Origin of the sequence: Dactylosporangium sp. NBC_01737 (assembly GCF_035963215.1) — a bacterium.
Lineage (GTDB): Bacteria > Actinomycetota > Actinomycetes > Mycobacteriales > Micromonosporaceae > Dactylosporangium.
The window spans coordinates 5,227,529-5,253,822 of sequence record NZ_CP109153.1 but is presented as its reverse complement, the minus strand read 5'-3'; the positions used below and the strand labels follow the sequence as shown (position 1 = coordinate 5,253,822).

Annotated in this window: 23 protein-coding genes and 1 pseudogene; 14 read left to right on the top strand and 10 right to left on the bottom strand. The window is 74.8% G+C overall.

The features are described 5' to 3' along the window. Positions 1–57: 57 nt before the first annotated feature. The gene (locus OHA72_RS23705) at positions 58–450 is read left to right on the top strand and encodes a VOC family protein (protein ID WP_327009972.1); all 393 of its coding nucleotides are present in this window, start codon (positions 58–60) and stop codon (positions 448–450) included. Between the two features lie 118 nt (positions 451–568). Next, entirely contained in the window at positions 569–1,405 is an 837-nt protein-coding gene (locus OHA72_RS23700) for an SAM-dependent methyltransferase (protein WP_327009971.1), read from the top strand. Positions 1,406–1,572: 167 nt separating this feature from the next. On the opposite strand, the gene OHA72_RS23695 is transcribed toward OHA72_RS23700, so the two are convergent. The 5 genes and pseudogenes from OHA72_RS23695 to OHA72_RS23680 form a co-directional block, all read right to left on the bottom strand. Then, positions 1,573–2,523 (bottom strand): carbon-nitrogen hydrolase family protein, encoded by a 951-nt coding sequence (locus OHA72_RS23695; RefSeq protein WP_327009970.1) that lies wholly within the window; start codon positions 2,521–2,523, stop codon positions 1,573–1,575. 2 nt (positions 2,524–2,525) lie between these two features. Next, on the bottom strand, positions 2,526–3,332 hold the full coding sequence (locus tag OHA72_RS23690) for a class I SAM-dependent methyltransferase (RefSeq protein ID WP_442788669.1): 807 nt from the start codon (positions 3,330–3,332) through the stop codon (positions 2,526–2,528). Positions 3,333–3,424: 92 nt separating this feature from the next. Continuing rightward, positions 3,425–3,919: a response regulator transcription factor gene (locus OHA72_RS64815; RefSeq protein WP_442788739.1), complete on the bottom strand. Its 495-nt coding sequence runs from the start codon at positions 3,917–3,919 to the stop codon at positions 3,425–3,427. Positions 3,920–5,925: 2,006 nt separating this feature from the next. Further along, a pseudogene (locus OHA72_RS64810) lies at positions 5,926–6,300 on the bottom strand (ATP-binding protein); the annotation flags it as partial. 610 nt (positions 6,301–6,910) lie between these two features. Beyond that, the gene (locus OHA72_RS23680; protein ID WP_327009968.1) at positions 6,911–8,428 is read right to left on the bottom strand and encodes a glycosyltransferase family protein; all 1,518 of its coding nucleotides are present in this window, start codon (positions 8,426–8,428) and stop codon (positions 6,911–6,913) included. A 112-nt stretch (positions 8,429–8,540) separates the two neighbouring features. On the opposite strand from OHA72_RS23680, the gene OHA72_RS23675 reads away from it, so the two are divergent. Together OHA72_RS23675 and OHA72_RS23670 are read left to right on the top strand one after the other, a co-directional pair. Further along, positions 8,541–9,203 (top strand): response regulator transcription factor, encoded by a 663-nt coding sequence (locus OHA72_RS23675; protein WP_327009967.1) that lies wholly within the window; start codon positions 8,541–8,543, stop codon positions 9,201–9,203. Beyond that, positions 9,200–10,288: a sensor histidine kinase gene (locus tag OHA72_RS23670; RefSeq protein WP_327009966.1), complete on the top strand. Its 1,089-nt coding sequence runs from the start codon at positions 9,200–9,202 to the stop codon at positions 10,286–10,288. The genes OHA72_RS23675 and OHA72_RS23670 overlap by 4 nt, the downstream gene beginning before the upstream one ends. A gap of 9 nt (positions 10,289–10,297) precedes the next feature. On the opposite strand, the gene OHA72_RS23665 is transcribed toward OHA72_RS23670, so the two are convergent. Then, the gene (locus OHA72_RS23665; RefSeq protein WP_327009965.1) at positions 10,298–10,660 is read right to left on the bottom strand and encodes a hypothetical protein; all 363 of its coding nucleotides are present in this window, start codon (positions 10,658–10,660) and stop codon (positions 10,298–10,300) included. A gap of 99 nt (positions 10,661–10,759) precedes the next feature. On the opposite strand from OHA72_RS23665, the gene OHA72_RS23660 reads away from it, so the two are divergent. From OHA72_RS23660 to OHA72_RS23645, 4 genes are all read left to right on the top strand, one after another. Next, positions 10,760–11,422, top strand: coding sequence for a superoxide dismutase (locus tag OHA72_RS23660; protein ID WP_327009964.1), 663 nt, complete (start codon positions 10,760–10,762; stop codon positions 11,420–11,422). Then, entirely contained in the window at positions 11,419–14,607 is a 3,189-nt protein-coding gene (locus OHA72_RS23655; RefSeq protein ID WP_327009963.1) for a bifunctional lysylphosphatidylglycerol flippase/synthetase MprF, read from the top strand. Before OHA72_RS23660 ends, OHA72_RS23655 begins: the two co-directional genes overlap by 4 nt. After that, on the top strand, positions 14,604–14,984 hold the full coding sequence (locus OHA72_RS23650; RefSeq protein ID WP_327009962.1) for a hypothetical protein: 381 nt from the start codon (positions 14,604–14,606) through the stop codon (positions 14,982–14,984). The genes OHA72_RS23655 and OHA72_RS23650 overlap by 4 nt, the downstream gene beginning before the upstream one ends. A 450-nt stretch (positions 14,985–15,434) precedes the next feature. Next, positions 15,435–16,574, top strand: a complete 1,140-nt coding sequence (locus tag OHA72_RS23645) for a DUF1275 family protein (protein ID WP_327009961.1) — start codon at positions 15,435–15,437, stop codon at positions 16,572–16,574. On the opposite strand, the gene OHA72_RS23640 is transcribed toward OHA72_RS23645, so the two are convergent. After that, positions 16,552–17,436: an NAD(P)H-binding protein gene (locus tag OHA72_RS23640; protein ID WP_327009960.1), complete on the bottom strand. Its 885-nt coding sequence runs from the start codon at positions 17,434–17,436 to the stop codon at positions 16,552–16,554. The genes OHA72_RS23645 and OHA72_RS23640 overlap by 23 nt on opposite strands. A gap of 69 nt (positions 17,437–17,505) precedes the next feature. Between OHA72_RS23640 and OHA72_RS23635 the strand changes: the two genes are divergently transcribed. Continuing rightward, a complete protein-coding gene (locus tag OHA72_RS23635) occupies positions 17,506–18,546 on the top strand; it encodes a LysR family transcriptional regulator (protein ID WP_327009959.1) in 1,041 nt (346 codons plus the stop codon). Here the strand turns inward: OHA72_RS23635 and OHA72_RS23630 are convergent. Continuing rightward, on the bottom strand, positions 18,468–20,084 hold the full coding sequence (locus tag OHA72_RS23630) for a pectate lyase family protein (RefSeq protein ID WP_327009958.1): 1,617 nt from the start codon (positions 20,082–20,084) through the stop codon (positions 18,468–18,470). The genes OHA72_RS23635 and OHA72_RS23630 overlap by 79 nt on opposite strands. 273 nt (positions 20,085–20,357) lie before the next feature. On the opposite strand from OHA72_RS23630, the gene OHA72_RS23625 reads away from it, so the two are divergent. The 5 genes from OHA72_RS23625 to OHA72_RS23605 all read left to right on the top strand — a co-directional run bounded on the left by OHA72_RS23625 (position 20,358) and on the right by OHA72_RS23605 (position 22,879). After that, complete coding sequence (locus OHA72_RS23625; protein WP_327009957.1) at positions 20,358–20,510, top strand: hypothetical protein; 153 nt, start codon at positions 20,358–20,360, stop codon at positions 20,508–20,510. A gap of 43 nt (positions 20,511–20,553) precedes the next feature. Next, a complete protein-coding gene (locus tag OHA72_RS23620; protein ID WP_327009956.1) occupies positions 20,554–21,162 on the top strand; it encodes a DUF4232 domain-containing protein in 609 nt (202 codons plus the stop codon). Then, positions 21,147–21,689: a hypothetical protein gene (locus OHA72_RS23615; protein WP_327009955.1), complete on the top strand. Its 543-nt coding sequence runs from the start codon at positions 21,147–21,149 to the stop codon at positions 21,687–21,689. Before OHA72_RS23620 ends, OHA72_RS23615 begins: the two co-directional genes overlap by 16 nt. A gap of 99 nt (positions 21,690–21,788) precedes the next feature. Beyond that, the gene (locus tag OHA72_RS23610) at positions 21,789–22,253 is read left to right on the top strand and encodes a DUF4442 domain-containing protein (RefSeq protein WP_327009954.1); all 465 of its coding nucleotides are present in this window, start codon (positions 21,789–21,791) and stop codon (positions 22,251–22,253) included. Then, positions 22,253–22,879 (top strand): CPBP family glutamic-type intramembrane protease, encoded by a 627-nt coding sequence (locus OHA72_RS23605; protein ID WP_327009953.1) that lies wholly within the window; start codon positions 22,253–22,255, stop codon positions 22,877–22,879. The genes OHA72_RS23610 and OHA72_RS23605 overlap by 1 nt, the downstream gene beginning before the upstream one ends. On the opposite strand, the gene OHA72_RS23600 is transcribed toward OHA72_RS23605, so the two are convergent. Both OHA72_RS23600 and OHA72_RS23595 read right to left on the bottom strand, forming a co-directional pair. Further along, positions 22,867–23,601, bottom strand: coding sequence for a hypothetical protein (locus OHA72_RS23600; RefSeq protein ID WP_327009952.1), 735 nt, complete (start codon positions 23,599–23,601; stop codon positions 22,867–22,869). The two genes, OHA72_RS23605 and OHA72_RS23600, sit on opposite strands and share 13 nt — an antisense overlap. After that, positions 23,598–25,196 (bottom strand): alkaline phosphatase D family protein, encoded by a 1,599-nt coding sequence (locus tag OHA72_RS23595; protein WP_327009951.1) that lies wholly within the window; start codon positions 25,194–25,196, stop codon positions 23,598–23,600. Before OHA72_RS23595 ends, OHA72_RS23600 begins: the two co-directional genes overlap by 4 nt. Positions 25,197–26,294 lie beyond the last annotated feature (1,098 nt).

The window sequence follows — 26,294 nt, the reverse complement described above, 5'->3', positions numbered from 1 at the left end:
TATGATTTCCTTTCGCGGCCCGGCACCCGCCCGACCGGACGCTGTTACGGTGCTGCGATGCATCGCAGCCGCCTGTCGACCGTCCTCATCGACGTGCCGGAGCCCGACGCCCCCGCCGCCGCCGCGTTCTGGTCGGCGGCGCTCGGCGTCCCGGCCCGCCCGTCGCCGGACGAGCCGCAGTTCACGTCCCTGCCCGGCGCACTGCACGACCTCGTCCTGGCGGTGCAGGCCGTCCACGACCTGCCGCGGTACCACATCGACATCGAGACCGACGACGTGCCGGCGGAGACCGCCCGGCTGCTCGCCCTCGGCGCCGTCGAGGTGGACCGGTGGCTGGAGTGCAGGATCCTGCGCGCACCCGGCGGGCACCTGCTGTGCGTCATCCCGGTGCACAGCGACCCGGCCGTGTTCGAACGCCACGCCCGGGTCTGGGACCATCCCGCCGGCTGAGGCGGCGCCGCCGGGGCGGGACACGCGGTGACGGGGGCCGCTACGATGAGCGTCGCTGCGTCGACACGCGGCAGCGCGCCGCCCCACCTGGATCTTGACTTGCCGGGAGGCTCCCCCCGTGCCGACGAGCGACCTGAGCCACCACCAGGACCACCCGCAGCAGGACCCGCGGCTGGACGCCAACGTCGTGTCCCCCGCCCGCCGCTGGAACTACTGGCTCGGCGGCAAGGACCACTTCCAGGTCGACCGCGACTCCGGTGACCGCATCGCCGGGGCGTATCCCGCGATCCGCATCGCCGCGCAGGAGGGCCGCGCCTTCCACAACCGCACGATCCGCTTCCTCGCCCGCGAGGCCGGGATCCGGCAGTTCCTGGACATCGGCACCGGCCTGCCCGCACCGGACAACACGCACGAGGTCGCGCAGGCGATCACGCCGCAGGCCAGGGTCGTCTACGTCGACAACGACCCGATGGTCCTCGCGCACGCCCGGGCGCTCATGATCGGCTCGCCGGAGGGCGCCACCAACTACATCGACGCCGACCTCAACGACCCCGTCGCGATCCTCGAGGCGGCCGAGCTGGACACGACGCTCGACCTGCGTGAGCCGGTGGCGATCCTGCTGTACGCGGTGCTGCACTTCATCCGCGACGACGAGCACGCCCGCAAGGTCGTGGCGGACCTCCTCGCCGCCGTGCCCGCCGGCAGCTACCTGGTCGCGACGAACTCCACGAAGGACTTCGTCCCGCCGCAGATCGCCGCCATGTACGAGCAGATGCTGGCGAAGGGCCTCGTCGACGCGTGGCCGCGCGACAGCGCCACGTTCGGCCGGTTCTTCGACGGCCTCCAGCTGATCGAGCCCGGCGTGGTGCCGATCAGCGAATGGCGGCCCGCGACCGCCGAGCACGCGTCCCCGGCCGAGGTCTCCATGTACGGCGCCGTCGGCCTGAAGCAGTAGGTCAGCGAAACGCCAGCACCAGCCCGGCGGCGCCGAGCACCATGCAGTAGCCACCCGCGCCGAGCAGCACCCGGCCGCAGCGGCGCGTAGGGCGCGGCCTCGCCCCTCGACCCGGGCCAGCCGGTCGTCTGCGCGAGGACGACACCGTTGACCGCCGGCGACCTGCGTCACCCGCCGGTCTCCGCATTGAGGGAGACCAGGTGCGGTTTGGGGCGGTCGTCGACGACGAGCCGGAACACATCCGGACGGTTGTAGTGCCCGGCCGGGTCGAACAGCCGCCGGCGGGCGCGGCCGTCGTCGAGGTCGAGGTCGGCGTACAGGATGCCCTCCTCGCGGATCAGCGGGCCCGCGAGGACGGTCCCGGCCGGGTCGACGATCGCGGAGTAGCCGTCGAGCATCCAGTCGCCGTGCGGTTCCTCGCCCCGCCACAGCCGGTCACGGTCCGGGACGTCATCGGGTACGTCGCTGAACCGCGCCGCCGGTGCAACCCCGATCACGTGACAGGCGCCCTCCCGGGCGATGTGCCGCAGGCTCGCCACCCACGGCTCGTGCGTGGCGAGCGTCGGCGCGACCCAGATGTCGACGCCCTGGGCGTACACCGCGAACCGTGCCAACGGCATGAGGTTCTCCCAGCAGATCAGCCCGCCGACCCGGCCGAGCGCCGTCGGGTGGACCTGCAGGTCGGAGCCGTCACCCATCCCCCACACCAGGCGCTCCGCGTGGGTCGGGACGAGCTTGCGGTGCCGGCCGAGCAGCCGGCCCTCGTCGTCGAGGTAGACGATCGTGTTGTACACGGTGCCACCGTGCTCCTCACGTTCGTTGACCCCCATCACGACGTGGACGCCGGCGTCACGGGCGGCCGCGCCGAGCGCCTCTGTCACCGGCCCCGGCACGACCACCGACTGCTCCAGCAGGCGCAGGTGCCACCCGCGGTCCTCGCCCGGCAGCACCTCGTCGACCCAGGCGGGCCACGCGGGCAGGAACGCCTCCGGGAACACGACCAGCCGCGCGCCGTTCGCCGCAGCCTCCCCGATCAGGGTGACTGCCTTGGCGAGGCTGGCTGCCAGGTCCAGGAACACCGGGGCGGCCTGCACGGCGGCGACCCGCACCGTGGTCACCGCTACCGGTCCGCGGGCTTGCGGATGACGGCCTCCAGGTAGTCCATCCGCAGCACGAGCGTGCCGTCGCCGGCGACGTTGTGCCGCTCGGCGATCTCGACCATCTCGGCCTTCAGCGTGGCCGCGCGCTCCTCGTCGAGCGCCGCGAGGGTCCTGGTGACCGGCCCGTAGAAGGTGGCGAAGAACTCCGCCTGGTGCTCGGCGGACGGGAACCGCCACAGGAACTCCCGGCGCGGCGCGGTGATCCCGGCGTCCGGCCCGAACAGCTCCCGCAGCCGCCCCTCGTCACCCCACTGCGCCGGCGGCCGCAGCCCGGGCGGCGGCGGCACCTGCCGACCGATGGCCCGGAACAGCTCGGCGACGTAACTGTCCGGCGTCCAGTTGACCATGCCGATCCGCCCGCCGGGCCGGCAGACCCGCAGCAGCTCCGCCGCCGTCTGCTCCTGGTCGGGGGCGAACATGGCACCGCACGTGGACAGGACCGCGTCGAACGACGCGTCCGGGAACGGCAGCGCCTCGGCGTCACCCTCCTGGAAGGTCACCTCGAGCCCCTCGGCGCCGGCGCGGCGGCGTGCGCGTTCCAGCAGCGCCGGTACGTAGTCGACGCCGACGACCTGACAGAACCGGCGGGCCGCGGCGAGACTCGCGTTGCCGTTGCCGCACGCGACGTCGAGGACGCGCTCACCGGCGCGCAGGTCGGCGGCCTCGCACAGCAGCTCGGCGGTGAGCAGCAGCCGCGTACCGACGGCCGCGTAGTCGCCGGAGGCCCAGGCGGCCTGCTGGCGTTGCTTGACGATGGCGGTGTCCATGGGTGTTCCTTCCGCTGGCGGGGCCCTTGGGGTGGGCTCCGATCAGCGAAAAGGTAGGACGTGGGTGGGGGTGCCCGGATCGGGATCGGTCCCTAGTTGTGGCTGCCGGGATCCCCATCTTTGCCTTCGTTTCTGTCTGTGTTTCCGCTGAGGTTTCCGCTGAGGTTTCCGCCGGGGTTTCCGCCGGGGTTTCCGCCGGGGTTTCCGCCGGGGTTTCCGCCGGGGTTTCCGCCGGGGTTTCCGCCGGGCACGATCGCGAGCCGGCGGGCGGCGGCGACGGCCTGGTGGCGGGAGCCGGCGTCGAGCTTCGCCAGCACCGCCGAGACGTGATGGCCGACCGTCTTCGCCGACAGCGACAGCCGCGCGGCGATCTCGGCGTCGGTGAGCCCCTCGGCGAGCAGCCCGAGGACCTCCACCTGTCGGGCGGTGAGCCCCGCCGGGTTCGCGGCCGTGGCGCGGATCGGCCCGCGCGGGATCCGCGGGTTGCCCCCGGCCCGCAGCCTGCGACCCGCTGCGCGGCCTGCCGCGCGCCGAGCCCGTCCAGCAGCGCAAGGGCCGCGAGCCAGGCGTCGTCCCCGTCGCCGCATGCGAGCGCGAGGGCTTCCTGGTACGGGCAGCCCAACGCCCGCCACGCACCGGCGGCGGCCCGCCAGTCACCGGTCAGCAGCAGCCGGTACGGCTCGGCGACCACCGCCGGCACCCCGTCCAGCGCACCCGCCTGCCACAACCAGAACGCCAGCTCCCCGGTGAACCACGGGTGCGCGGCCTTGACCGCGAGCTCGTACTGCCCGGCCGCATCACCGGCGATCTCCTGGTCCGCGCCGCGCAGCCACGCGTGCTCGGCGCGGGCGGCGGCGACCTGCGCGGTCCACTGCAGCTCGACGGTGGCGTACCCGCGCTGCGCCGCCTCCCGCAACGTCGCCTCCGCGGCCGGGTCACCCCGGCGGGCCTGCAACAGCCCGAGCGGCACCAGCGCGTCAACGAACCTGGCCCCACCGGCGACCCGTTCGGCAAGCGCCGCACGGGCGTCGTGCTCCGCACCGGGCCAGTCGCCCTCTTCGAGGCGGATCCTGGCCCTGTGCCCGAGGATGTGCTGGGCGTACCCGGCGAGCTCGTGCGCCTGCACGAACACCAGCGCCCTGTCCAGGTCACCACGGGCGTGCTCGTGATCGCGCATCTCGGCGCCGATCGTGGCGAGGTTGCACAGCGCCCGCGCCGCATCGTCCTCAAGACCCGCGGCGACAGCGACGTCGAACGCCTCGTCGAGGTCCTCCCGGCCACCGAGATCACCACCGAGGATCCGGGCGGAGCCGATGTTGGTCAGGGCGTGGCTGAGCGTCTCGCGGTCGTCGAGCCGCCGGGCAAGGTCGATCGCCCGCCCGGCCCACCGGGTGGCGGCGTCGAGGCGGTTGGCGAGCATGTCGAGCTGGGCCTGGTTGCTGTACGCCATGGCCAGTTGCTTTCCCGGCTTGCCGGACTCCTTGCCGGACTCCTTGCCGGACTCCTTGCCGGACTCCTTGCCGGACTCCTTGCCGGACTCCTTGCCGGGCTCCTTGCCGGCCTTGACGGATTCCAGGACGGTGACGGCCCGGGCGGCGGCCGCTTCCGCTTCGGGGCGGTTCCCGTCCCACCAGTACAGGCGGGAGAGGCGGCGCAGACCCTCGCCGAGCTGTTCGAGGTCGCCTGCGGCCTCCCGCAACGCAAGTGCCTGCCGGCCGGCGGCGACGGCCTCCGCGGAGAGGCCCGAGAGGTAGCATTCGGCGGAGTACCCCTCGAGCAGTTCGGCAAGGTCCGGGATGCCGCCGGCGAGCGGGAGCACGGCCCGGTAGTGCTCGACGGCTTCCCTGTGGGCGGCAACGGCGGCGGCCTGCCGCGCCGCCTCCGGGGCGTAGCGGAGAACCGCGGCCGTGTCACCGGCCTCCCGCGCATGATGGACCAGCCGAGCAACATCAACCCCACGCCCATGCTTGCCGGCGCCGGGCTCGGACCCGGGCACGGAGGCGGGGCCGAAACCCGATCCAACGCCGGCGAGGACCCGCAGGATCCGCCGATTGAGGTCCCGGCGAGCCATGGCGGACAGCGAACCCTCGACCGCGCGCCGCAGCAACTCATGCCGGAACCCGATCGTGTCCTCCCCCGCAACGAGCAGCCCCGCCCCCATCGCCGCCTCGATTGCAGCCGGCGGCGCCCCGTCCAGCAGCCACAACTCCGCCGTCGTCGGCACGACCGCGACCAGCCGCACGACATCGCGCGCATCCGCCGGCAGCGCCGCGAAGCGCGCGAGAGCCAGGTCGCGGACCGTCAACGGCACCCCGGCATCGGCGTCCGCAGCGAGTACTTCTGTGACCAGCAAAGGGTTTCCGCCGGTCAGCGCCCGCAACCCGGCCGCGGGCCGCCCCGCCCGCCGGGCCAGCTCGGCCACCGCCCGCTCCGACAACGCCTCCACGTGAACCCGCCGCACCGCCTGCGCCGGCAGCAGCCCGATGACCGTCCTCAGTGGATGGTCGACGGGAAGTTCGTCGTCGCGGTACGTGACAACCAGCAGCGCCTTCGTCTGCGCGATCCGCCGTCCGAGGAACACGAGCAGGTCCAGGGTCGCCTCGTCGGCCCAGTGCGCGTCCTCGACTACGACGACCGGCGTCCGGTCGCTGCGCTCCAGCTCATCGAGCAGCGCCGCGAACAGCTGCTCACGCGGACCGCCGGCGGCAAGCAACCCCGCGAGGGCACCGCCGGTGCGCCGGCCGACGTCATGCAGCGGCCCGAGCGCCCGCGGAGTGAGCAGCGGATCGCACGCACCGAACAGGAACCGGGCCCGCGTGGCGTGATGCTCGCTGAACCGCCGCACGAGAGCCGACTTGCCGATGCCCGCCTCACCCGCCACGAGCACGACCCGCCCCGCCCTCGCCGCCGCGGCAAGGGCACCGGCGAGATCGTCGAGCAGCGGATCGCGTTCGAGCAGGTCCGTCACAGCGTGACGGTACCGCGGACCCGCACCCCACCACCGTCACCCGCACCCCACCACCGTCACCCGCGCCCGACCACCGGCGCCTGATCACCGGCGCCTGATCACCGGCGGCCGTGCCCGCACCCGACGACCGGCGTCCACACTCACGCCCCGCACCCGACGCCCGCACCCGGCCGCCGTCCTGCCCGCGCACCGGCCCGGGCTGCTCGGACCCGACGGGCCGACCGCCGACGGCCCGTCGGCCCGACCAGCGCCCGCACTCGCACTCGCACGACCAGCGCCGGCGCCCGCACTCGCGCCCGACAGCAGGCGCCCGCACCCGCGCGGCGACCAGCACCCAGCACCCAGCGACCAGCGACCAGCGACCACAGCCAAACCGACGCCCGCATCGTCCGCCGCCGTGCTCGCCCCCGCCCGCGGGCGCCACGCCACAGCCGCGCGTCTGCACCCCTGCGCGTCTGCGTTCAATGGCGGGAAAGCACGACCAGGACCTGGGGTTCCGCGGCGATGCGATCGAGGAACAAGTCCGGCGGGGTGCCCGGCCGCTTCCTCTGCACCTTACCGCAGCACCACAAATTGATCTCCGGTGAAGTAAGCGACCAGACGCACAGCGTCACAGGTGGCGCGCGCCGCCGCGACCGGTCGAAGCCGAAGCGCCAGCCACCACCACACCGCCGGCGCTGTCGATCACCGAACCGACCGGGACATGATCGCCGTCGAAGTCAGGATCGCGGGCGGCGGCGGAAGGCTCAGGGGCCCTGCCCACGGCCGGCTCGGCACGGCGGGCTGCCTGCCACAGCAGCACCGTAACAGCGACCGTCGCCAGGCTCCACAGCGTGAACCGTACCCCCGCCGCAGTGTCGATCGTATTACCCGCCGTCACCAACGGCGGCAGGTCGTCGATCGACGTGCCCAGCAGGTCTGCCATGCGAGCGAGGGGTGTGTTGCCAGGGCTCGCGAGCCAGTGGAACCGTTCGAGCGGGTGCACGTCGGACACCAGCGACATCATGTACGCGTACCCCGTGAAGACCTCCGCGACCACCAGCAGCGGCCACGACGGCAGGCGTTGCAGCAGGACCGCGATGTAGTACGCCAGCAGCGGCACCGTCACCGACAGCAGCCGCCCCGGCGGGGAGAAGCCGCCCGGCCAGTTCGGGTACGTGGCGATGAGCACCGCGTACGGCACGGTCAGGCCCAGCAGCACGACGTTGAGGCGGGAACGCGCGCACAGCAGGATTCCGGCGCCCGCGAGGACCAGGACCGGGAAGTTGGACAGCATGCCGAAGCGGCCGTCGAACGCGAGGTAGAGCAGCCCGCGCAGCGGAGACTGGCGCAGCAGGCCCTCGCCGAGCGCGTCGGTGCTGCCGGGTGCCGGGCTCAGCGACCGGTACATGACGGCGTTGAACACCTCCAGGCCCGTCGCGAGGGCCGCCACCGGCGCGAGCGCCGCAGCGAGCACAAGGCGGCCGTGGCCGCGCAGGCAGAACCAGGCCAGACCGAAGAAGACGACGGGGAAGATCGCGTACCGGCCGTGGACCCACGGCAGGTAGCCGACGCCGGCGGAGGCGAGGGCCAGCCGCCAGGCCTGCGGGGCGGGGGCGAGCAGCACCCGGGCGGCGTACACCAGCGCCAGCATGCCGAGCGGCTCGACGAACAGCATCGAGGCGTACACGTACATCGGCGAACCCAGCACCAGCAGCGCGGTGACGAAGCCGGCGTACGGGGTGCGGATGCCGTGCTCACGTTGCAGGCGGTAGACGTTGACGACGGTCAGGACCGCCGCGACGAGGATGACCAGGTGCGCGCCGGCCCGGCCCCACAGCAGGAACGGCAGCGCGAAGAGCATCGGCGCGCCGAGGTTGTGGAAGGGCACGGGGCGGCCGTCGACGACGGCGACGTGGGCGTCGATGTCGGCCGGGTAGTACGACCAGTAGTCGCGGTGCTCGTAGACCGGGGTCGGGTCGAACGTGTGGTATTTGACCATCGCCTGGGCGAGGGCGAGGTAGTGCGGTTCGTCGCCCATGGGCAGGCCGGGCAGCCGCAGCCGCACGGCGACGCCGAAGACGATGACGGCGAGCGCCACCAGCCCTGCCAGGACGGTGCGGTCGGCGCGCTTCCCGGGACTGATCATGCCGACGGAGTGTGCCGATGCCGCGGTACGGGCACCGTCAGCGATCGTTTGACCGAACCCTTACCGGGCGGCTGGCATGCTGGTGCGGGGTCAGGTGGGAGAGGGGGACGGCATGCGGGTGCTCGTGGCCGACGACGAGCGGCTCATGGCCGACACGATCGCGGCCGGGCTGCGCCGCCAGGCGATGGCGGTCGACGTCTGCTATGACGGCGACGGCGCCGTGGAGCGGCTCGGCGTCAACCGGTACGACGTGGCCGTGCTGGACCGGGACATGCCGGGGCGCACCGGTGACGAGGTGTGCCGGTGGATGCTGAGCACGCGGCTCGCCACGCGGGTGCTGCTGCTGACCGCGGCCGGCGGGATCCGGGACCGGGTCGAGGGGCTGGGTCTGGGCGCCGATGACTACCTGACGAAGCCGTTCGCGTTCGCGGAGCTGGTCGCCCGCATCCACGCGCTCGGGCGGCGCTCCGCCCCGGCGGTCCTGCCGGTGCTGGTGCACGACGGCGTGGAGCTGGACGTGGGGCGGCACACCGCGGTCCGCGACGGGCGGGTGCTGGGTCTGACGCCGAAGGAGTTCGCGGTGCTGCACGTGCTGCTGCGCGCCGAGGGGCAGGTGGTCAGCACCGAGGAGCTCCTGGAGCAGGCGTGGGACGAGCACGCGGACCCGTTCTCGCACGTGGTGAAGGTGACGGTGATGACGTTGCGCCGCAAGCTCGGTGGCCCGCCGGTGATCCAGACGGTGCCGCGGGCCGGCTACCGGATCGGGGCGGAGTGAACCTGCGCACGCCGCGGCGGCGGATCCTGCTGCTCGTCGCCGGTGCGCTCGCCGCCGGGTACGCGACGCGGTACGCCGCGGACACGTACTCGTTCACGCCGACGACGTTCCGGTTCCTCGCGCTGTTTTGCGACCCGCAGCTGTCGCTGTGCGGCGCGGCGCGGGAGCAGGCGTGGTGGCTGCTGCCGTACGGGTTCGCGGCCCTCACGGCGCTGGTGCTGCTGCGGTTCGTGGCGCCGCGGGTGACGACGTGGGTGCTGCGGCCGATGCGGGACCTGGTGCCGGTCATCGCGCAGCTGGGACCGCAGAACCTCGGGCACCGCATCCGGGCCGGCGGCAGCCGCCGTGACGAGTTCGCGGCGCTGTGCATCGCGGTCGACGACATGATGGACCGCATCGTCGCCGGCTACGAGGGGCAGCGGCGCTTCGCCGCCAACGCCTCCCACGAGCTTCGCACGCCGCTGGCGGTGCAGCGCACCCTGATCGAGGTCGGCATGGGGCAGCCGCTGACCGACGAGCAGTTCACGCTGCTGACCGCGCAGCTGCTGCAGACCAACGAACGCAACGAGCGGCTCGTCGACGGGCTGCTGGTGCTCAGCGAGGCCGACCAGGGGCTGGCGGTGCGGCTGCCGCAGCGTCTCGACGACATCGCCGCCGGGGTGGTCGCCGCGCACGGCGCGCGGGCCGTGGCCGCCGGGGTGCGGCTCACGTCGCGGCTGCGGCCGTGCACGGTCCGCGGTGAGGAGGTGCTCCTGGAGCGGCTCGTCACGAACCTGGTCCAGAACGCCATCAAGTACAACCACCGCGGTGGCACCGTCCACGTGAGCGTCGGCGACGACACCGGCGCGGACATCGGGCTCATCGTCGTCAACACCGGGCAGGAGGTGCCGCCGCACGCGGTCGCGGAGCTGTTCGAGCCGTTCAAGCGGCTCGCCGCCGACCGGATCGACCACAGCGGCGGCGCCGGGCTCGGCCTCGCCATCGTCCGGTCGATCACGCAGGCGCACGCCGGCACGGTCACCGCGACCGCGCAGCAGGGCGGCGGGTTGCGCGTGGAGGTCCGGCTCCCCGTCGACGACGACTGACCCGGCGCGTCAGCCGCTCTGGTATTCGGCCACCGCGGCGGCGTACGCACCCGGCCGCAGCGTGAGGGGCGCCCGCACCGGCGGGGACGGCGGCGGCAGGGCCGCGGTCGCGGCGCTGAACGTGCCGCGGTGCGCCGGCGACGCGTGGCCCGCCGGGGTGAGCCAGTAGCGGTCCGCGGCCGCGTCGTACCCGGCGAGGCCGGCGGCGCTCAGCCGGTCGACGGCGCCGGTGAACTCCGACTCGTTTGGGATCGAATGGTCCAGGTAGTCGGCGACGGCGATGACCCCGCGCAGCGTCGCACCCGTCGCGGCGTCCCGGCCGGAGATCGACCGCAGCAGCCACACGTCCGACGGGGTCCACGCGGTGTCCATGCGTCGCAGCGTAGTGCCGTCACCGCCCGGGGGCCGAAAATGGGGTGATGCGGGCGCGGCCGCGCCCCGGCCGGCGGCGGGCGGGACCACGCTGGGCACATGCACCGCGTCACCAAGCTCCTGATGCTCTTGTCCGTCGCCGTGGCCGGCGGGTGCACCAGTTCCGCCGGCGGCGCCGCGCCCGTCAAGTCACCCCGGGTGACATCGGCGACCGGCACGTTCGCCGCGTACTCGCCCGGCGCGACCGCGGTCACCTACGACCCCGGTCTCGTCCCGGCGGGTGCGGTCGCCACGGTGAGCATCACCCAGACGTCCTCGGACAGCCGGGTCTGGTTCACCGTCGCCGGGCTGCTGCCGAACCGCGGGTACGGCGTCCACCTGCACACGAATCCGTGCGGCGCGACCGGCGCGGACGCGGGGCCGCACTACCAGCACCGGCATGCCCCGGTACCGCCGTCCGCGCCGTCGCCGCCCGGGCCCGCCCCTGCCGCACCCGCGTCGGCGAAGGCGTCGGGGTCGGCATCGGCGTCGGGATCGGCCGCACCGCCGCCGGCGAATCCGTCGTACGCCAACCCGCAGAACGAGATCTGGCTCGACGTCACCACCCGCGCGGACGGCAGGGGGTCGTCGGTCGCCACCCATCCGTGGACGTTCGACCCGCCGCCGCGGTCCCTCGTCATCCACGCGACGCCGACGAAGACCGGACCCTCCGACGCCGGTGACGCCGGCGCCCGGGTCGCCTGCCTCACCCTGCCCGCATGACCGCTGCGGACCGCGGCGGAGGCAACGCCGCGCCCGGCAGCGCAGCCGGCACCGGCAACGCGGGCGACGACACCGCAACCGCAGACGACGACGCTGCAGACGACGACGCTGCGGACGACGGAACCGCGGACGACGGGACCGAGGACGACACCGCAACCGAAGACGACGCGGACGGCGACGACGACGGCAGCGACGACGCGGGCCCAGGAGCCGGGCACGACGTGCCCGACCGGATCGCCGTGCCGGTGCCCGCCGGCGCGCGTGTCCTCGTCATCGGGGACCTGCACCTCGCCTCCCGCGCCACCGCGGCCTCCGCGCGCCTCGAACGCGACCTGGTCGCCCGCCTCGCCCGGTGGGACGGGCAGGGCGCGGTCGTGCTCAACGGTGACGTCGTCGAGCTGTGGGGCGAACCCGGCGGCACCGTCGAGGCCGCCCTCGACGCCCACCCGGACCTGACCGGCGCGCTGCTGGCGTTCGGCGCCGTGCCGGGCCGGCACGTCGTCGTGGTCGTCGGCAACCACGACGCGCCGGTCGCGTGGGACGGTGTCTCCGCCGGTACCTTCGAACGGCGCATCGGCGCCCGCTGTGCGCTGTCGGTGGACCTGGAACTGGACACCGCCGCGGGGCGCCGGGTCGTGCGGGTCGAGCACGGTCACGCGTTCGACCCGGCGAACGCGCTGCGGGACCCGCGCAACCCCCTCGACTCGCCGCTGGGGCAGCACATCGTGCAGGAGGTGCTGCCGGAGGTGCGCCGCAGCCCCATGCTCGCCGACGTCGCGGCCCTCGCCGACCCGAACGCGGTCGGCCAGTTCGTCGCGTCCCGGCTCGTGTACCGCCGCCTCGGCGTGCACGCGTGGTGGCTGCTGCTGCCGCTGGCCGCCGCGGCCGTGCTGCGGATTCCCGAGCTGGTGCACCTGCTGTCGGACAGCGGCAGACTGCGGTGGCTGCCGCACTGGACGGCCCTGGCGGGGGTCGGGCTGCTCGTCGAGGCGGCGCTGCTGGTCACGATCGCGGTCCTGATCGCGAGGGCCGTGTACACCGCGATGGCCGCCAGCCGGCTCGGGCCCCGCGGCATGCATCTCAACGGCGCGCCCCGGGCCGTCGCGGCGTCGCTGTGCGCCGACGGGCTCGCCGGGTTCGTCACCGGTCACACGCACCAGCCGGAGCTGGCGGCGGTGCCCGGCGGGTTCTACGCCAACAGCGGCTGCGGCACCCGGTGCGTGGAGGCCCGGCCCGCCCGGTGGTTCCTGCCGCCGGTGTTCACCGCGCTGCTGCGCCGCTCCTGGGTGGAGCTGGCCGCGGAACGGGACGTCCGCGCCGAGCTCGTCGTCGCCGAATCGCCGGCCGGTGAGGCGACCCGCCTGGAGCGGCTCGCCGCCCGGCGCCGGCCCGCCGCCGCGCCGGACGCCCCGGGTGTGGTCGCGACCCTGCCGGGTGAGGCCGGGTGGCCGCTGCAGCAGACGGGTCTGCAGCAGCGGGTCCGTGACGAACGGGTCCGCCGCGTCGCCGCGTGGGCCGTCGCCGCCGTCGCCGTGCTGAGCCTGCTGTCGGCGCTGACGACGCCGCTGCGCGGGCGCCTCACGGCGCTGCTGGGGGCGCTGCCCGTGGAGGTTCCGCAGGCGGCCGCCGCCACGGTCGTCTTCGCCAGTACGGCGCTGCTGCTGCTCGCGTGGGGGCTGCGCCGGGGGCGCCGGCTCGCGTGGACGGCCACGGTGCTGCTGCTGGCCGCGACCGCGGTCCTGCACATGCTCAAGGGCATCGACGTGGAGGAGGCGCTGCTGGCCGCCGCCGTCGCCGGCTGGCTGCTGTGGCACCGCTCCGCGTTCCCGACCCGGCCCGACAGCCGGCAGGTGCGCCTGGCCACGGTGGCGCTGCTCGGCGGCGGGCTGCTGGTCGTCGCGGTGTCGGCGGTGCTGGTGCTCGTCGCCGGCGAGCGCGGGGTCGCGGGGCAGACGGCCCGCGCGGTCGCCGGGCGGCTCATCGGGGACCGGGTGACACCGCTGCCGTCGACGATGCCGCTGCTGGCGCCGGCGCTGTACGCGGCCGGGCTCAGCCTGCTGCTGCTCGTCGGCTGGCTGCTGGTGCGGCCCCGGTTGCACCGGGCGCCGAGCGAGGCCGAGCACCTCGCGGACCTCGACCGGGCCCGGCGGATCGTCGCGGAGCACGGCGGGGACACCCTGGCGTACTTCGCGCTGCGGGAGGACAAGTCGTGGTTCTTCACCGGCGACTGCGTCGTGGCCTACGCGGTCCGCGACGGCGTGTGCCTGGTGTCGCCGGACCCGGTCGGCCCGCCGGAGCAGTGGGCGTCGGCGTGGGCGGAGTTCACCGCGTTCACCGATGAGCACGGCTGGCCCATCAGCGTCGTCGGCGCCGGCGCCGGCTGGCTGCCGATCTACCGGGCGTCGGGGCTGCGCCCGGTGTACCTCGGCGACGAGGCGATCGTCGACTGCGGCGCGTTCACCCTCGACGGGCGCGCGATGAAGGGGCTGCGCGGCGCGTGGAACCGGGTCCACCGCGCCGGGTACACGGTCCGCTTCTACGACCCGGCGGCGCTGCCGGGCGAGCTCGCCGCGCAGCTGCGGGCGCTGATGACGCAGAGCCGCCGCGGCGAGGTCGAGCGGGGCTTCTCGATGACGCTGTCGCGGCTGTTCGACCCGCGGGACACCGGGCTGCTGCTGGCCGTGGCGCACGGGCCGGACGGGCGCGCCGGCGGCTTCTGCCACTGGATCCCGGCGGCGGACATCTCCGGCTGGTCCCTGGACGTGATGCGCCGCGGCACCGCCGAGGACCTGCCGAACGGCCTCACCGACTTCATCATCGTCGAGACGATCCAGCAGCTGCGGGCGTGGGGCGCGTGGGGCCTCGGCCTCAACTTCGCCGTCATGCGCCAGGTCCTCGCCGGTGAACGCGGCAGTGAACGGTACGGGGGCCGGCTCAGCGACCTGCAACGCCGGCTGCTGCACCGGTTCTCCGACACGATGCAGATCGAGTCGCTGTGGCGGTACAACGAGAAGTACCGCCCGCTGTGGCGCCCGCGGTACCTGGTGCTCAGCGGCCTGGGCAACGCGCCGGTGCAGGGCCTCGCGGTCGCCGACGCGGAGGGCGTCGCGGAGCTGCCCGTCATCGGCCGCCTCCTCGGTCGCGGGGAGCGCGCGCCGGCGGAGTACGCGGAGCCGCAGCCGTGAGCCCGGCGCCGGCCGTCGCGCTCGCGCTCGCCACCGCCGGCGCCGTCGGCTACGGGATCGCGTCGGTGCTGCAGGCCGCCGGCGCCCAGCAGGGCGAGGGGATGCTGCGCACGCTGCGCGCACCCGCGTACCTCGGCGGGGTCACCCTCGACCTGCTGGCCTGGCTGGCGTCCCTCGCCGCGCTGCGGACCCTGCCGGTGTACCAGGTGCAGGCGGTCCTCGCCGGCTCCCTGGCGGTCACGGTCGTGGTGGCCAGGTTCGCCCTCGCGGCCCGGCTGCGGACGGTGGACGTGGCCGCGGTCGCCGTCACCGTCGCGGCGCTCGCGCTTCTTGCCGCCGCGGCGGGCCGCAGGACGCGGCGGAGCCCGCCGCCGTGACCCGGTTCTGCCTCGCCGCGGCCGCGGCGCCGGTCGCGCTCGCCGCCTGGGCCGCCGCCCGCTGGTGCCCGCCGAACGTCAACGGCGCCCTCGCCGGTCTGGCGTTCGGCGGCGCCGCCCTGTGCGCCCGCGCCGTCACCTTCCCCCCGCAGCTGTGGCAGGTCGCCGGGGAGCCCCTCGCCTGGGCCTTGGCGGTCTTCGGCGTGACGGGGACGCTGCTGTACGCCCACGCCCTCGAACACGGGCAGGTGGGCCCGGTGACCGCGCTGCTGTGGATCGTCGAGGTCCTCGTGCCGTCGGTGGTCGGTGTCGCCCTGCTCGGCGACTCCGTGCGCCCCGGCTGGGCCCCCGCGGCGGCCGGGGCGGTCGCCGCGACCGTCGCCGCCGCGGCCGTCCTCGCCCACGCCCCGCGAACGCCGCCGCCACCGCCCCGGCCCCCGCGACGATCCGTTGACCGGCGCCACCGCACCGGGCACGGTGGGCGGCGCCTCGCCGGGCGGCGCGGTGGCCGGCGCCGGGCTGTCCGCGCGGACGGTGTGGTGGCTGCTGCTCGCGCTGGCCGCCGCGGCGGGCTGCCTCGACGCGGTGTGTGTGAGCCGGCTCGGCGGCGTGTTCGCCAGTGTCATCACCGGCAACCTGGTCCAGCTCGGCCGGGCCGTCGCCACCATCGACGGCTGGGCGGCGGCCGGCGCGGTCACCGCGGTCGGCGGGTACGCCGCCGGGGTCGCGGCCGGCACCGCCGCGCTGCGCCACCGGACCACCGACCCGCACCGACCCGCCGCCGGTGCACACCCGCGGACCGCCGCACCGCACCCCCGAACGCCACGCCGGACCCGCAGGCCGCCGCGCCGCACCCCAGAACGCCACGCCGGACCCGCAGACGGCCGCGCCACACCCCCGGAACGCCACGTCGGACCCGCAGGCCGCCGCGCCACACCCGCAAACCGCCGCGCCACACCCCCGGAACGCCACGCCGGACCCGCAGACGGCCGCACCACACCCCCGGAACGCCACGCCGGACCCGCAGACGGCCGCGCCACACCCCCGAACGCCGCGCCGGACCCGCAGGCCGCCGCGCCACACCCGCAAACCGCCGCGGCAGACCAGCAGGCCGCCGCGCCGGGCCCGCAGGCCGCCGGGCAGCAGCAACCGGCCACCGGGTGGCGGCGGCGCGTCACGGCCCTCGCCGCCGGTGAGGCGGTGCTGCTGGCCGGTGTCGCCGCGGGGTGGCAGGCCGCCGGCGCGCGGCCCGGGCACGCCGGCACGCTGCTGCTGCTCTGCGCCGCCGCGGCGGCGATGGGCGTGCAGAGCACCGTCACCCTCGGCTCGGGCGTCGCCGGCGCGTCGACGACCTACCTGACCGGCACCCTCACCGGCCTGGTCCGCCACGCCGTCGCCGGGCCGCACCACGTCACCGGCACCGGCGGCGCCGCCCGGCTCGGCGCGCTGCTGTGCGGCGCCGCGGCCGGCACCGTCGTCCTGCGGGTCGCGCCGCTGTGGGCGCCGGCCCTCGCGGCCGCGCTGGTCGCCGCCGCCGTCGCCGCCGCGCTGGTCGCCGGTGCCCGGATCAGGCCAGGACCGCGGGCCTGAGCACCTCCTCGCACCACTGCCGGAAGCTCGTCGGGCTGCTGGACGCCGGGGTGCGCGGCTCGGCGTTGTCGAGGCCGTCGTCCTTGGCCAGCATCATGTCGAGCATCGCCTGCGCCATCGCGTCCGACGCGCCGCGCGCCACGAACGCCGCCTTGAACTCCTCCGCCGGGGTCCGCCGGAACCGCACGGGCCGGCCCAGCACCTCCGACATGATCCGCGCCTGCGCATCGGACGACAGGTCCTCGGGCCCCAGTACCGCGACGCTGCCGGCACCCGTCCATGACCGTTCCAGCAGCAGCCCGGCGGCGACGGCGGCGATGTCGCGGGTCGCGCACGCCGGCGCGGTCAGGTCGCCGGAGACGGGGCCGCTGAACACGCCCCGGTCGCGGATCGGCGTCACCTGGCGGAGCAGGTTGTCCATGAACGACGGCAGCGCCAGGGCCCGGTAGTGCACGCCGGTACCGGCGATCAGGTCGTCCATGGCGAGGGACGCGGTGACGAGGCCGGCGCGGCCCGCCTGCGGTGTCCCGCGGCCGAGGGCGGAGACCCCGACGACGTGGGTGACGCCGCGCCGTTGGACGGCGTCGCACGCGGGCCGGGTGAAACCGCGGTAGGCGGCGTCGGCGCTGACGGCGGTGAGGTCCGGCGGCACGACCCAGAACACCGCGTCGGCGCCGTCGAACGCGTCCATGACGACGCCGGGGTCGCCGTGCGAGCCGGGCACCACCTCGACCCGTTCGCGCACGGGGGCGGGGAGCCGGGAAGGGTCGCGGACGATCACGCGGACCGCGGCGTCGCCGGCGAGGAGGTGGTCGAGGACCTGGCGGCCGATGCCGCCCGTGGGTGTCGTGACAACGATCATGGTTCGAGTCAACGCGGCGGGGCGGCGGACCTGAAGGACCGATCCGGGCCGCATTGATACCCTGGTGATATGAGTGACCTGGAGGTGCGGCAGCTGCGGTACTTCGTGGCCGTCGCCGAGGAGCTGCACTTCGGGCGGGCCGCCGCACGCCTCGGCATGGCGCAGCCGCCGCTGTCGCGGGCCATCCGGGACCTGGAGCGCCGCCTCGGCGTGCGGCTCCTGGAGCGCACCACCCGCCACGTGGCGCTGACCGGCGCCGGGGAGGTGTTCCTGCGCGACGCCCGCACCGCCCTGGACGCCGTCACCGCCGCCGAGTCCCGGGCCCGGCACGCCGGCAGGCCCGCGCCGGGGCTGCGGGTCGCGCTCAAGGCCGACTACGACGCCGGCATGCTGCCGCGGATCCTCGCCGCGTACCAGCCGCTGGAGGCGGCGTTGCCGGTGGAGGTGCTGCTGGGCGGGCGCGGTGAGCAGGTGCCGGCGCTGCGCGAGGGCCGGGCGGACGTGGCACTGCTGCAGTCGCCGTACGACGACCGCGGCCTCGACGTGGAGCCCCTGCTGACGGAGCCCCGCCTGGTCGCGCTCGCCGCCGCCGACCCCCTGGCGGCCCGGTCCCGGCTGCGCCTGGCCGACCTCGCCGGCCGGGTCCTGCCCGACGGCGCACCCGCCGACCGCGGCGACGACCGCCCGGCGCGCCAGGGGCCGGCACCCGCCGGGACGCCACGCCTGGACCTCGCGCAGATCTTCAACCTCGTCGAGCTGGGCAGCATCGTGTGGTTTCCGCCCGCGTCCGTCGCCCGGCGGCACCCGCGGCCCGAGATCGCGTACCGCCCGGTCGCCGACCTGACGCCGAGCACCCTGGTCGTGGCGTGGCCGCAGGACTCCCACTCCCCCGCGGTCGCCGCGTTCGTCCGTGCCGCCGTGGCCGTCGCCGCGGACAGCGGCGCCGCGCACAGCGGAGCCGCGCACAGCGGCGCGGGCGGGGCACGAGGGCCGGGCCGGCGGAGCCCGGCCCTCGCTTCAGCGGCCCCGGATCAGGGCGCGCCGACCTTGCCGGTGCCGGAGCCCGCCGACACGATCGCCTTGACCGCGCAGGCCGCGTCGAGCGTGTAGGCGTAGGGGATCGCGGCGACGCTGCCGCCGGTCTCCCCCGGTTCGGTGCCGACAAGGCAGTTGTCCCGCGCCACCAGGCTCCCGCCGGAGGAGTCACCCTCGGCGAGGTGGTACGGGTCGTCGACGTTCTCGAAGTAGTTGCCCTCGACGAGGACGCCCGAGCCGATGGTCGCGGCGACACCGTAGTCGCCGTTGGCGTTGTAGTAGTTGTTGTAGACGTGGACCGGGTTGCCGTAGCGCACCCGCGGGTTGCGCTGGCGGGTCGCGTCGAACCAGTTGTGGTGGTAGCTCACCTTGAGCCGGCCGGTGTCCTGGGCGCTGTCGGCGTCGTCGCGGCCGAGCAGCATGTTCTTGTTCGAGTCGTGGGTGTGGTTCCAGGACACGGTGACGTAGCTCGACCCGCGCTTGATGTCCAGCGCCCCGTCGTTGGGCGTGGACAGGTCGTTGTGGTCGATCCAGATGTGGTGGGAGAACATCTGCACGTTGATGTCGTCGTCCGCGGAGCCGCTGATGCGCAGGTTGCGCAGGATCACGTTGTGCACGGCGTTCGCGGGCGGGGAGGTGATGCCGTCGTCGATCGGCAGGCCGATGTTCAGGCCGTACCCGGTGAAGCCCGAGCCGGAGCCGAGCCCGACGATCGTCTTGTCCGAGGCCACGTCGGTCATGGCGGACAACGTGATCACGCCGCTGACCTGGATGACGTACGGGCCGCTGCGCTGGGCGTAGCTGATGAAGTCCGCGGCGGTGCTGACGGTGACGGTCGGGCCGCCCGCGCCGCCGGTCGTGCCGTTCTGGCCCCAGGCGCCGACGCCGGCCCAGCCGTCGGCGACGTTCGGGCCCGGCGGCGGCGGGCTGGTCGAGGTCGACGGTGACGGCGACGCCGAGGAGCTCGACGGTCCCGGCCCTGGGGTGTCGGTGACGGTGACGTCGTCGAACGAGGCCGCGGCGTAGAACGTGGCGACGCCGATCCCGCCGGTGCGGAACTGCGTGTCGGTGGCGGTGAGCCGGGTGCCGCCGTTGACGGTGCCGGTGAGGCTGGTGCCGGACACGGCCAGCGACACGGTGTACCAGGTGCCGGTCGACACCGTGAGCGCCGCGGACGCGAGGGTGGTGGACGATCCGCCGACGAGCTTCTTGAGCTCGACGGTGTTGTTGGAGCGCAGCGCCAGGTAGTAGTAGCTGGTGTTGGACTGGGCGCGGGCGAGCACCGCCACGAAGCGGTTGCTGCCGCTGAACGCGGTCGGCCTGACCCGGGCGGTCACGGTGTAGTCGGTCCATGTCGACGCGCCGGCGCGGGAGCGGGCGTCGGAGCTGGTGCCGGACTGGCGCAGCACCCGGGAGCCGTCGGTGGCCACCGACCAGGTGCCGCCGGAGCCGGACCAGCCGGTGGAGTTGCCGTCCTCGAAGTCGTCGGAGAACAGGGTTGCGGCGTACGCGTCGGACATGCCGACGGCGGCGACGCCGAGCAGCACGGCCGCGGCGGCGGCGAGCACGGCGAATGGTCGCCACAGGGCACGGCGCAGTGCGGTGGGTTCCATGGGCGGCAGTTCCCTCCTGAAGGCGGATGGAGAGGAAAGCGCTTTCCTTGCCCGAAGCTACGCCGCCGCCAGACGGGGTGTCAATCGATGTACGTCTGTGTATTCCTGCAACCAACCTGCACACGCCACCCCATTGACGCGGGGTCGCGGCGGTGCAAACGTCGAGGTGAGGACTGCCCTCGCGGCGCTCAGGCGCCGGGCCTGGCCCGTGCTGTCCTCGATCCGACGCGATGCCGGTGACAACCGGGCGGCACCCCCGGGCGTCGATCCGGCATGTCTGCCGGCCCGCGCTCCGTACCGCTGTTCGTCGCCCTCGCGGCGGCGCTGACCGTCACCGCCTGCACCGCACGACCGGCTCCCCCGGCGCCGCCCCGTCCGCCGCGGACCCGGACCCGCGTCGTCAGCCTCGACCTGCGCCGGCCGTGACCCGCTCCACACCGGGCGGGCAGCGGGCGCGACCCCATACGGCATGATCGACGGTGTGCAGGCACGACGGCTCATCCTCGCCGCGACGACGCTCGCCGCGGCGGGCGTCGTCGCCGGCTGCGGCACGACCCCGGCCCACCCCACCGAGCCGGGCGTGGCCCGCCCCGACGTGTCGATCGCCCCGGCGACCCCAGCGCCGTCGCCCACGCTCGCCGTCGTGCCGACTCCGGGATGCCTCGCGCCCGGCGCGGCGCTGTCCGTCGGGGAGGTCGACGCGGCGATGGGCCTGCGCGCCGTGACCCTGACCCTGCGCAACTGCGGCACCGCCGCCTACACCCTCAACGGCTACCCCGTCGTGGACGTCCTCGACGCCGACCGCAAGGTCCTCGACGTGAAGGTCCTCGACGGCACCGCCAACGTGTCCAGCATCGAACGCTACGACGGCCCGCCGAAGCGCGTCGACGTCCAGCCCGGCGCCACCGCCGTCGCCGTGCTGGTCTGGCGCAACCTCACCACCGACGCCGCCACCGTCGCGAAGGGCGCCTACCTCAGCGTCGCACCGGCCGAGGGCCGGCCCCGGCACACCCTCGTCCTCATGGTCGATCCCGGTAACACCGGCAAGCTCGCCGTCAGCCCGTGGATGGCCCTGTAGCCGCGGCGCCGCGGACCGGCGGCGCACCCCGGCTCCGCGGACCGCTCGCGGTCGCCGTCGCCGCGGCGGCCGTCGCCGTGCTCGCCGCCGCCTGCGTCGCCGGCGCCTGGTACGCAGGCGACACCCTCGACGGCGTGACCGGCCCGCACTGCAGGACGGCGCCGGAGTCGCTGCTCGACGAGTTCGCCCGCGACCCGGCGCTGACCGCCGACGTGCCCGGCACCGAGGTCACCGCCCGGCGCCGCGCCAACCCGTGCGACCCCGGCGAGGAGTCGCCCGCGTCGGTGACCGTCGTGCTGGCCCTCACCCCGGGCGCCGGGTGGACCGACGTCCGCGGCCGGTACGGGACGCTGCTGACCGGGGCCGGCTGGACCCTTGCGCCCGCCGGGGACGCCGCCGGCGACGAGCTGTGCGCCACCCGCCCGGTCGACGGCCGGGTCGTCGTGTTCCGCGTGCGCCGCACCGGACCGGCCGCCGTGGAGGCCGCGCTGTCCTTCTTCGCGGTGCGCCGCGACGCGAACTGCTGACCCGTCCCGCACCGGCCGCACCGTGACCTCAGCCCGTGGTCACCGGCGCGTGGTGAGGTTGTGGGCCGGCGGCCACCTTCATGGCGCAGCCTCGGTGGGATGGACGCCACCGCGTTGGCCCGGTCGCTGCTGGACCCGATCCCGGCGCACCGCACCGTGGGACTCGAGGTCGTGCGCGCCGTCAACGGCGTCGGCGTGGTCGCCGTCACGGCGCCGCCGGCCCTCGCGAACGTGATCGGTTCGCTGCACTCCAGCGGCCTCGTCACCCTCGTCGACGCGGCCGGGCTCGCCGCCATCATCTCCGCCGCGCCGACCGGCGACGCGTTCCACGGTGTCGTGCCCCTCGGCGCGGCCGCGACGCTGCGGTTCCTGGCACCGGCCCGCGGCCATTTGGTCGCCACCTGCCGGCTCGACCCCGACGCCCGCGAGGCCCTCGCCGAGGTGTTCATCGGCGTGGCGACCCGGGTCCGCATCACCACGACCACGGAGATCGCCGACGACGCGGGCGGCGTGGTGTGCCAGGGCAGCTTCGACTGGAGCGTCCGCCGGCCGGCCACCACCTGATGGTCCGGGTGCGGCTCGCCGCCGAGTTCACCGGGCTGTTCTTCGTCCTCGTCGCCTTGTACGCCGTCGCCTCGCCGCCGGGCGGCCCGATCCCGGTCCTCGTGGTCCTCGCGGTCGCCGCCGCCGTGTACCTGCGCCGGCAGGACGGCTTCGACCGGCGTGACCTGTGGCGCCCCGAGGCGTTGCGCGACGTGTGGCGCCCGGCGCTGGCACTGTGGTGCGCCACCGCCGCCGCCATGACCGGCCTCGTCGCGTGGCTCACCCCGGACCGGCTGTTCGAGCTGCCCCGCGAACGCCCGCTGCTGTGGGCCGCGATCGTCGTGTTCTATCCGCTGGTCTCGGTGTATCCGCAGGAGCTGCTGTTCCGCGCGTTCCAGCTGTACCGCTACCGGCCGCTGTTCCCCGACCCCCGCTGGGCGGCCCTGGCCGGTGCGGCCGCGTTCGGCTTCGCGCACGTCATCTTCGGCAACGTCCTCGCCGTGGTGCTGACCCTCGCCGGCGGCTGGCTGTTCGCCCGCCGCTACCAGCGGACCCGTTCACTGTTCGTGGTCTCGGTCGAGCACGCCGCGTACGGGCTGCTCATCTTCACCGTCGGGCTGGGCAGCTCCTTCTATCACGGCGCCTGAACGGCGACCGTCTCCTGCCAGCGACGCACCACGGCGAGCCCGACCAGGAACAGCACCGCCGCGTTGAGCACGTGCCAGAGGAAATGGGTACCGAGGGGAAATCCGCCGCACCAGGGACCGTCGACGGTCCGCAGCGTGAGCGAGACCGCGAAGACCACGGCGGCCACCAGCAGCCGGCGAGCGGCACCGGCGGCGTCGCGCGCCGTGTACCTGATCGCAGCGCCGAAGCCGAGCAGCCCCAGCAGCGCCGGCAGGTGGCCGCCCACCGTGGCACGTTCGCCACCGGCCGTGAGGAGCGCCGCGTTCACGCCCAGCGCCGCCACGAGGTACGCCGGTGCGGCCGGCCACGCCCACCGCCACCGCCACATCCAGTGGACCAGCACGACCACCGCGGTCAGGATGAACGCGAGGATCGACAGCGTGTCCAGCGCGGCGGTCGCCGTCGTGGCGAACGTGTGGAACGACAGGCTGCACACGCCGACGACACCGAGCAGCACCGGCAGCAGCCACACGCTCACCGGCGCGCGGCGGTCCCCGGCGGCCAGCAGCCGGATCAGCGCCGCGGCGGCGATCAGGAACGCCAGGTTGCTCACCGCGTTGGCGGGCTCGTTCCACAGGCCCGGCGCGGTCCGTTCGCAGTACGAGTCGATGTACAACCGTTCCTCCTCCGCGATCACCTGGGCGGGCGGCCCGGCCCGGCCCGCCCAGGTGCCGATGGTCACGCCGGGTGCAGGGCCGAGGTGCCGGCCTCGATCACGTACGACGCGGTCGTGCTCACGGGCGCGGTGCGGGTCGCGATCGTGCCGACGGTGCGGGCGTCGGTGCGCCAGCCGGCCCGGGTCAGCTCGCACCGCAGGTAGCCGCGCTTCGAGCCGTCGAAGTACTTCACGTGCGGGTTGAACGTCGGGTTGACGGCCTTCAGCGGCCCGTCGAACGCGATCGGGAAGTCCGAGCTGATCGACGTGGCCGTCAGCTCGACCGCGACCGACGGCTGCTCGGGCCGGTCGAAGTCGAGCTTGAGCTCGCTGAGCCAGGTCGAGTGGATGTCACCGGCGAGCACGACCGGGTTGGCGACCTTCGCCGCGACGAGGTGCCGCAGCAGCCGGTCGCGCTGCGGGACGTACCCGTCCCACTGGTCGAGGTTCGCCACGATCGGCGGCACGCCACCGGCCGGGTTGGGAAACTTGATGCGGCTCATCATGACCTGCTGGGCGATGACGTTCCACCGCGCCGGCGAGTGCTCCAGCCCCCTGGCGAGCCAGCGCTCCTGGTCCTCGCCGGTGAGCGTGCCGGTCGTGTTGGCGGTGCCCGCCTGCGGCAGCCCGAAGTCGCCGGGGAAGCCGCCCGGCTGGTCGGTCCGGTACTGGCGGGTGTCCAGCACGTTGACCCGGGCGAGCCGGCCGAAGTCGAACCGCCGGAAGATCCGCAGGTCGGCGCTGCCGGGCTTGAGGTCCGCCCGGATCGGCATGTGCTCGTAGTAGGCCTGGTACGCGGCGGCGCGCTGCCGGGCGAACCGCTCCGCCGTCTGCAGCTTCGCGCCGGTGTCGTCGACCTCGTCGGTCAGCGACGCGTAGTTGTTCTCCGTCTCATGGTCGTCCCACGTCACGATCCACGGGAACGCGGCGTGCGCGGCCTGCAGCAACGGATCGCCCTTGTACTGCGCGTGCCGGCCCCGGTAGTCGTCGAGCGTCTGCAGCTGGTCGACGCCCGGGGTGGCGGGCGTGGTGTGCCGCCGGTCGGCGTACGCGCTGTCCGGGTCGTACTCGTAGATGTAGTCGCCGAGGTGCAGCACGACGTCGAGGTCCTCGGCGGCGAGCGCGGCGTACGCGGGCCAGTAGCCGTTCTGGAAGTCCTGGCAGTTGACGATCCCGAACCGCAGCGGCCCCCGGTCCGCCGACGGCGCCGGCGCGGTCTTCGTCCGCCCGGTCGGGCTCAGCTCGCCGAGCGCCCTGAACCGGTAGAAGTACTCGCACCCAGGCCGCAGCCCCCGGGCGTCGACGTGCACCGAGTGCCCGAGCTGCGGCACGGCGACGGTGTGCCCGTCCCGCACGACCTTGTGGAACCGCTGGTCGAGCGCGACCTGCCACTCGACCCGGGCCGGCCGCGCGGGCAGCGGCCCACCGGCCCGCAGCAGGCGCGTCCACAGGATGACCGCGTCGGGCAGCGGGTCGCCGCTGGCAACCCCCAGCGCGAACGGACCCGCGTGGTCCGGCAGGTGACCGGTGTGCGCGGCGGCCGGGTCTGCGGCGGTGAACGGCAGCACGATCGCGCCCGCCGTCGCCGCCGACGCGGTGAGAACGTGACGTCGAGTGAGCATGGAGCCTCCCAGAGTGGATCCGGTGTCGGCTCACTCTGCGGCCCGCACCCGTCGCCCCCTGGAACACGAGACGAACACCAGCCGGACTTTCCGCCCTCGCCCGCCCGCCCCTGCCCTCCCGCGCCCGTCTTCGTCTGCCTGCACTCCTCCGATGTCCGCGTGCGACGCATCGCCGAAGACAGGCGGCGCGGCATCCGCTCCCCGGGCGCCGCCCGCCACGTCGTCGCCGGCCGCGCAGTCCCCGACGGCCGCGGCCGTCATCGTCACCGAGACAAGCCAGGTCAAGGACGGCCTGCTGTTCCGCACGCCGTCCGGCAACATCGGCTGCGGCGCCTTCCCGACAGCGTCCGCTGCAGCATCATCACCAAGACGTGGACCCCGCCGCCACGCCCGGCCGACTGCGACCTCGCCTGGGGCAGCAACATCGACCTCGACCCGAAGACCGGCGCCCACCTGACCTGCGCCGGCGACAGCACCCTCACCCAGGACGCCAAGGTCGTCGCGTACGGCCACGCAATCCGCGTCGGCACCCATCGTGTGCACCAGCACCCAGGCGAACCTGCGCTGCGAGAGCCTCACCACGAAGCACAGCCTCGCCCTCGCCAAGGAGAACTACACCACCTTCTGACCCCGTCCCTCCGGCCGACAGCCCCGACGTCTCCCGATAGTGGCGTTCGGGCGATTGCCCGCCGACGACCGCCGGCACAGGCCCGCGGTCACCGCTTGGGGCCACCCCGGACCAGACGCCGGGCGGCAGCCACCGACAGCAACGATCGGCGATTGCCGACCGACCGTCGCCGGCGCTGGTCGGCAGCCACCACCCGCAGTCACCCGCTCCGGCCGACATCCCCGCCAACCGCGATCGGCAACTGCCGGCCAGTGGGCGTCGGCCGTCGTCACCGGCTTGCGGTCACCGGTCCGCAGGCACCTGCGTCGACCCAGCCACCAGCGCCCAGCCAGAGCCCAGCCAGAGCCCAGCCAGCGCCCAGCCAGCGCCCAGCCAGCGCCCAGCCAGCGCCCAGCCAGCGCCCAGCCAGCGCCCCCGGAGCCCGCCACCGCCGGGGCGGCGGGACCGGGGCGGTCCAAGCCGCCTGGGGT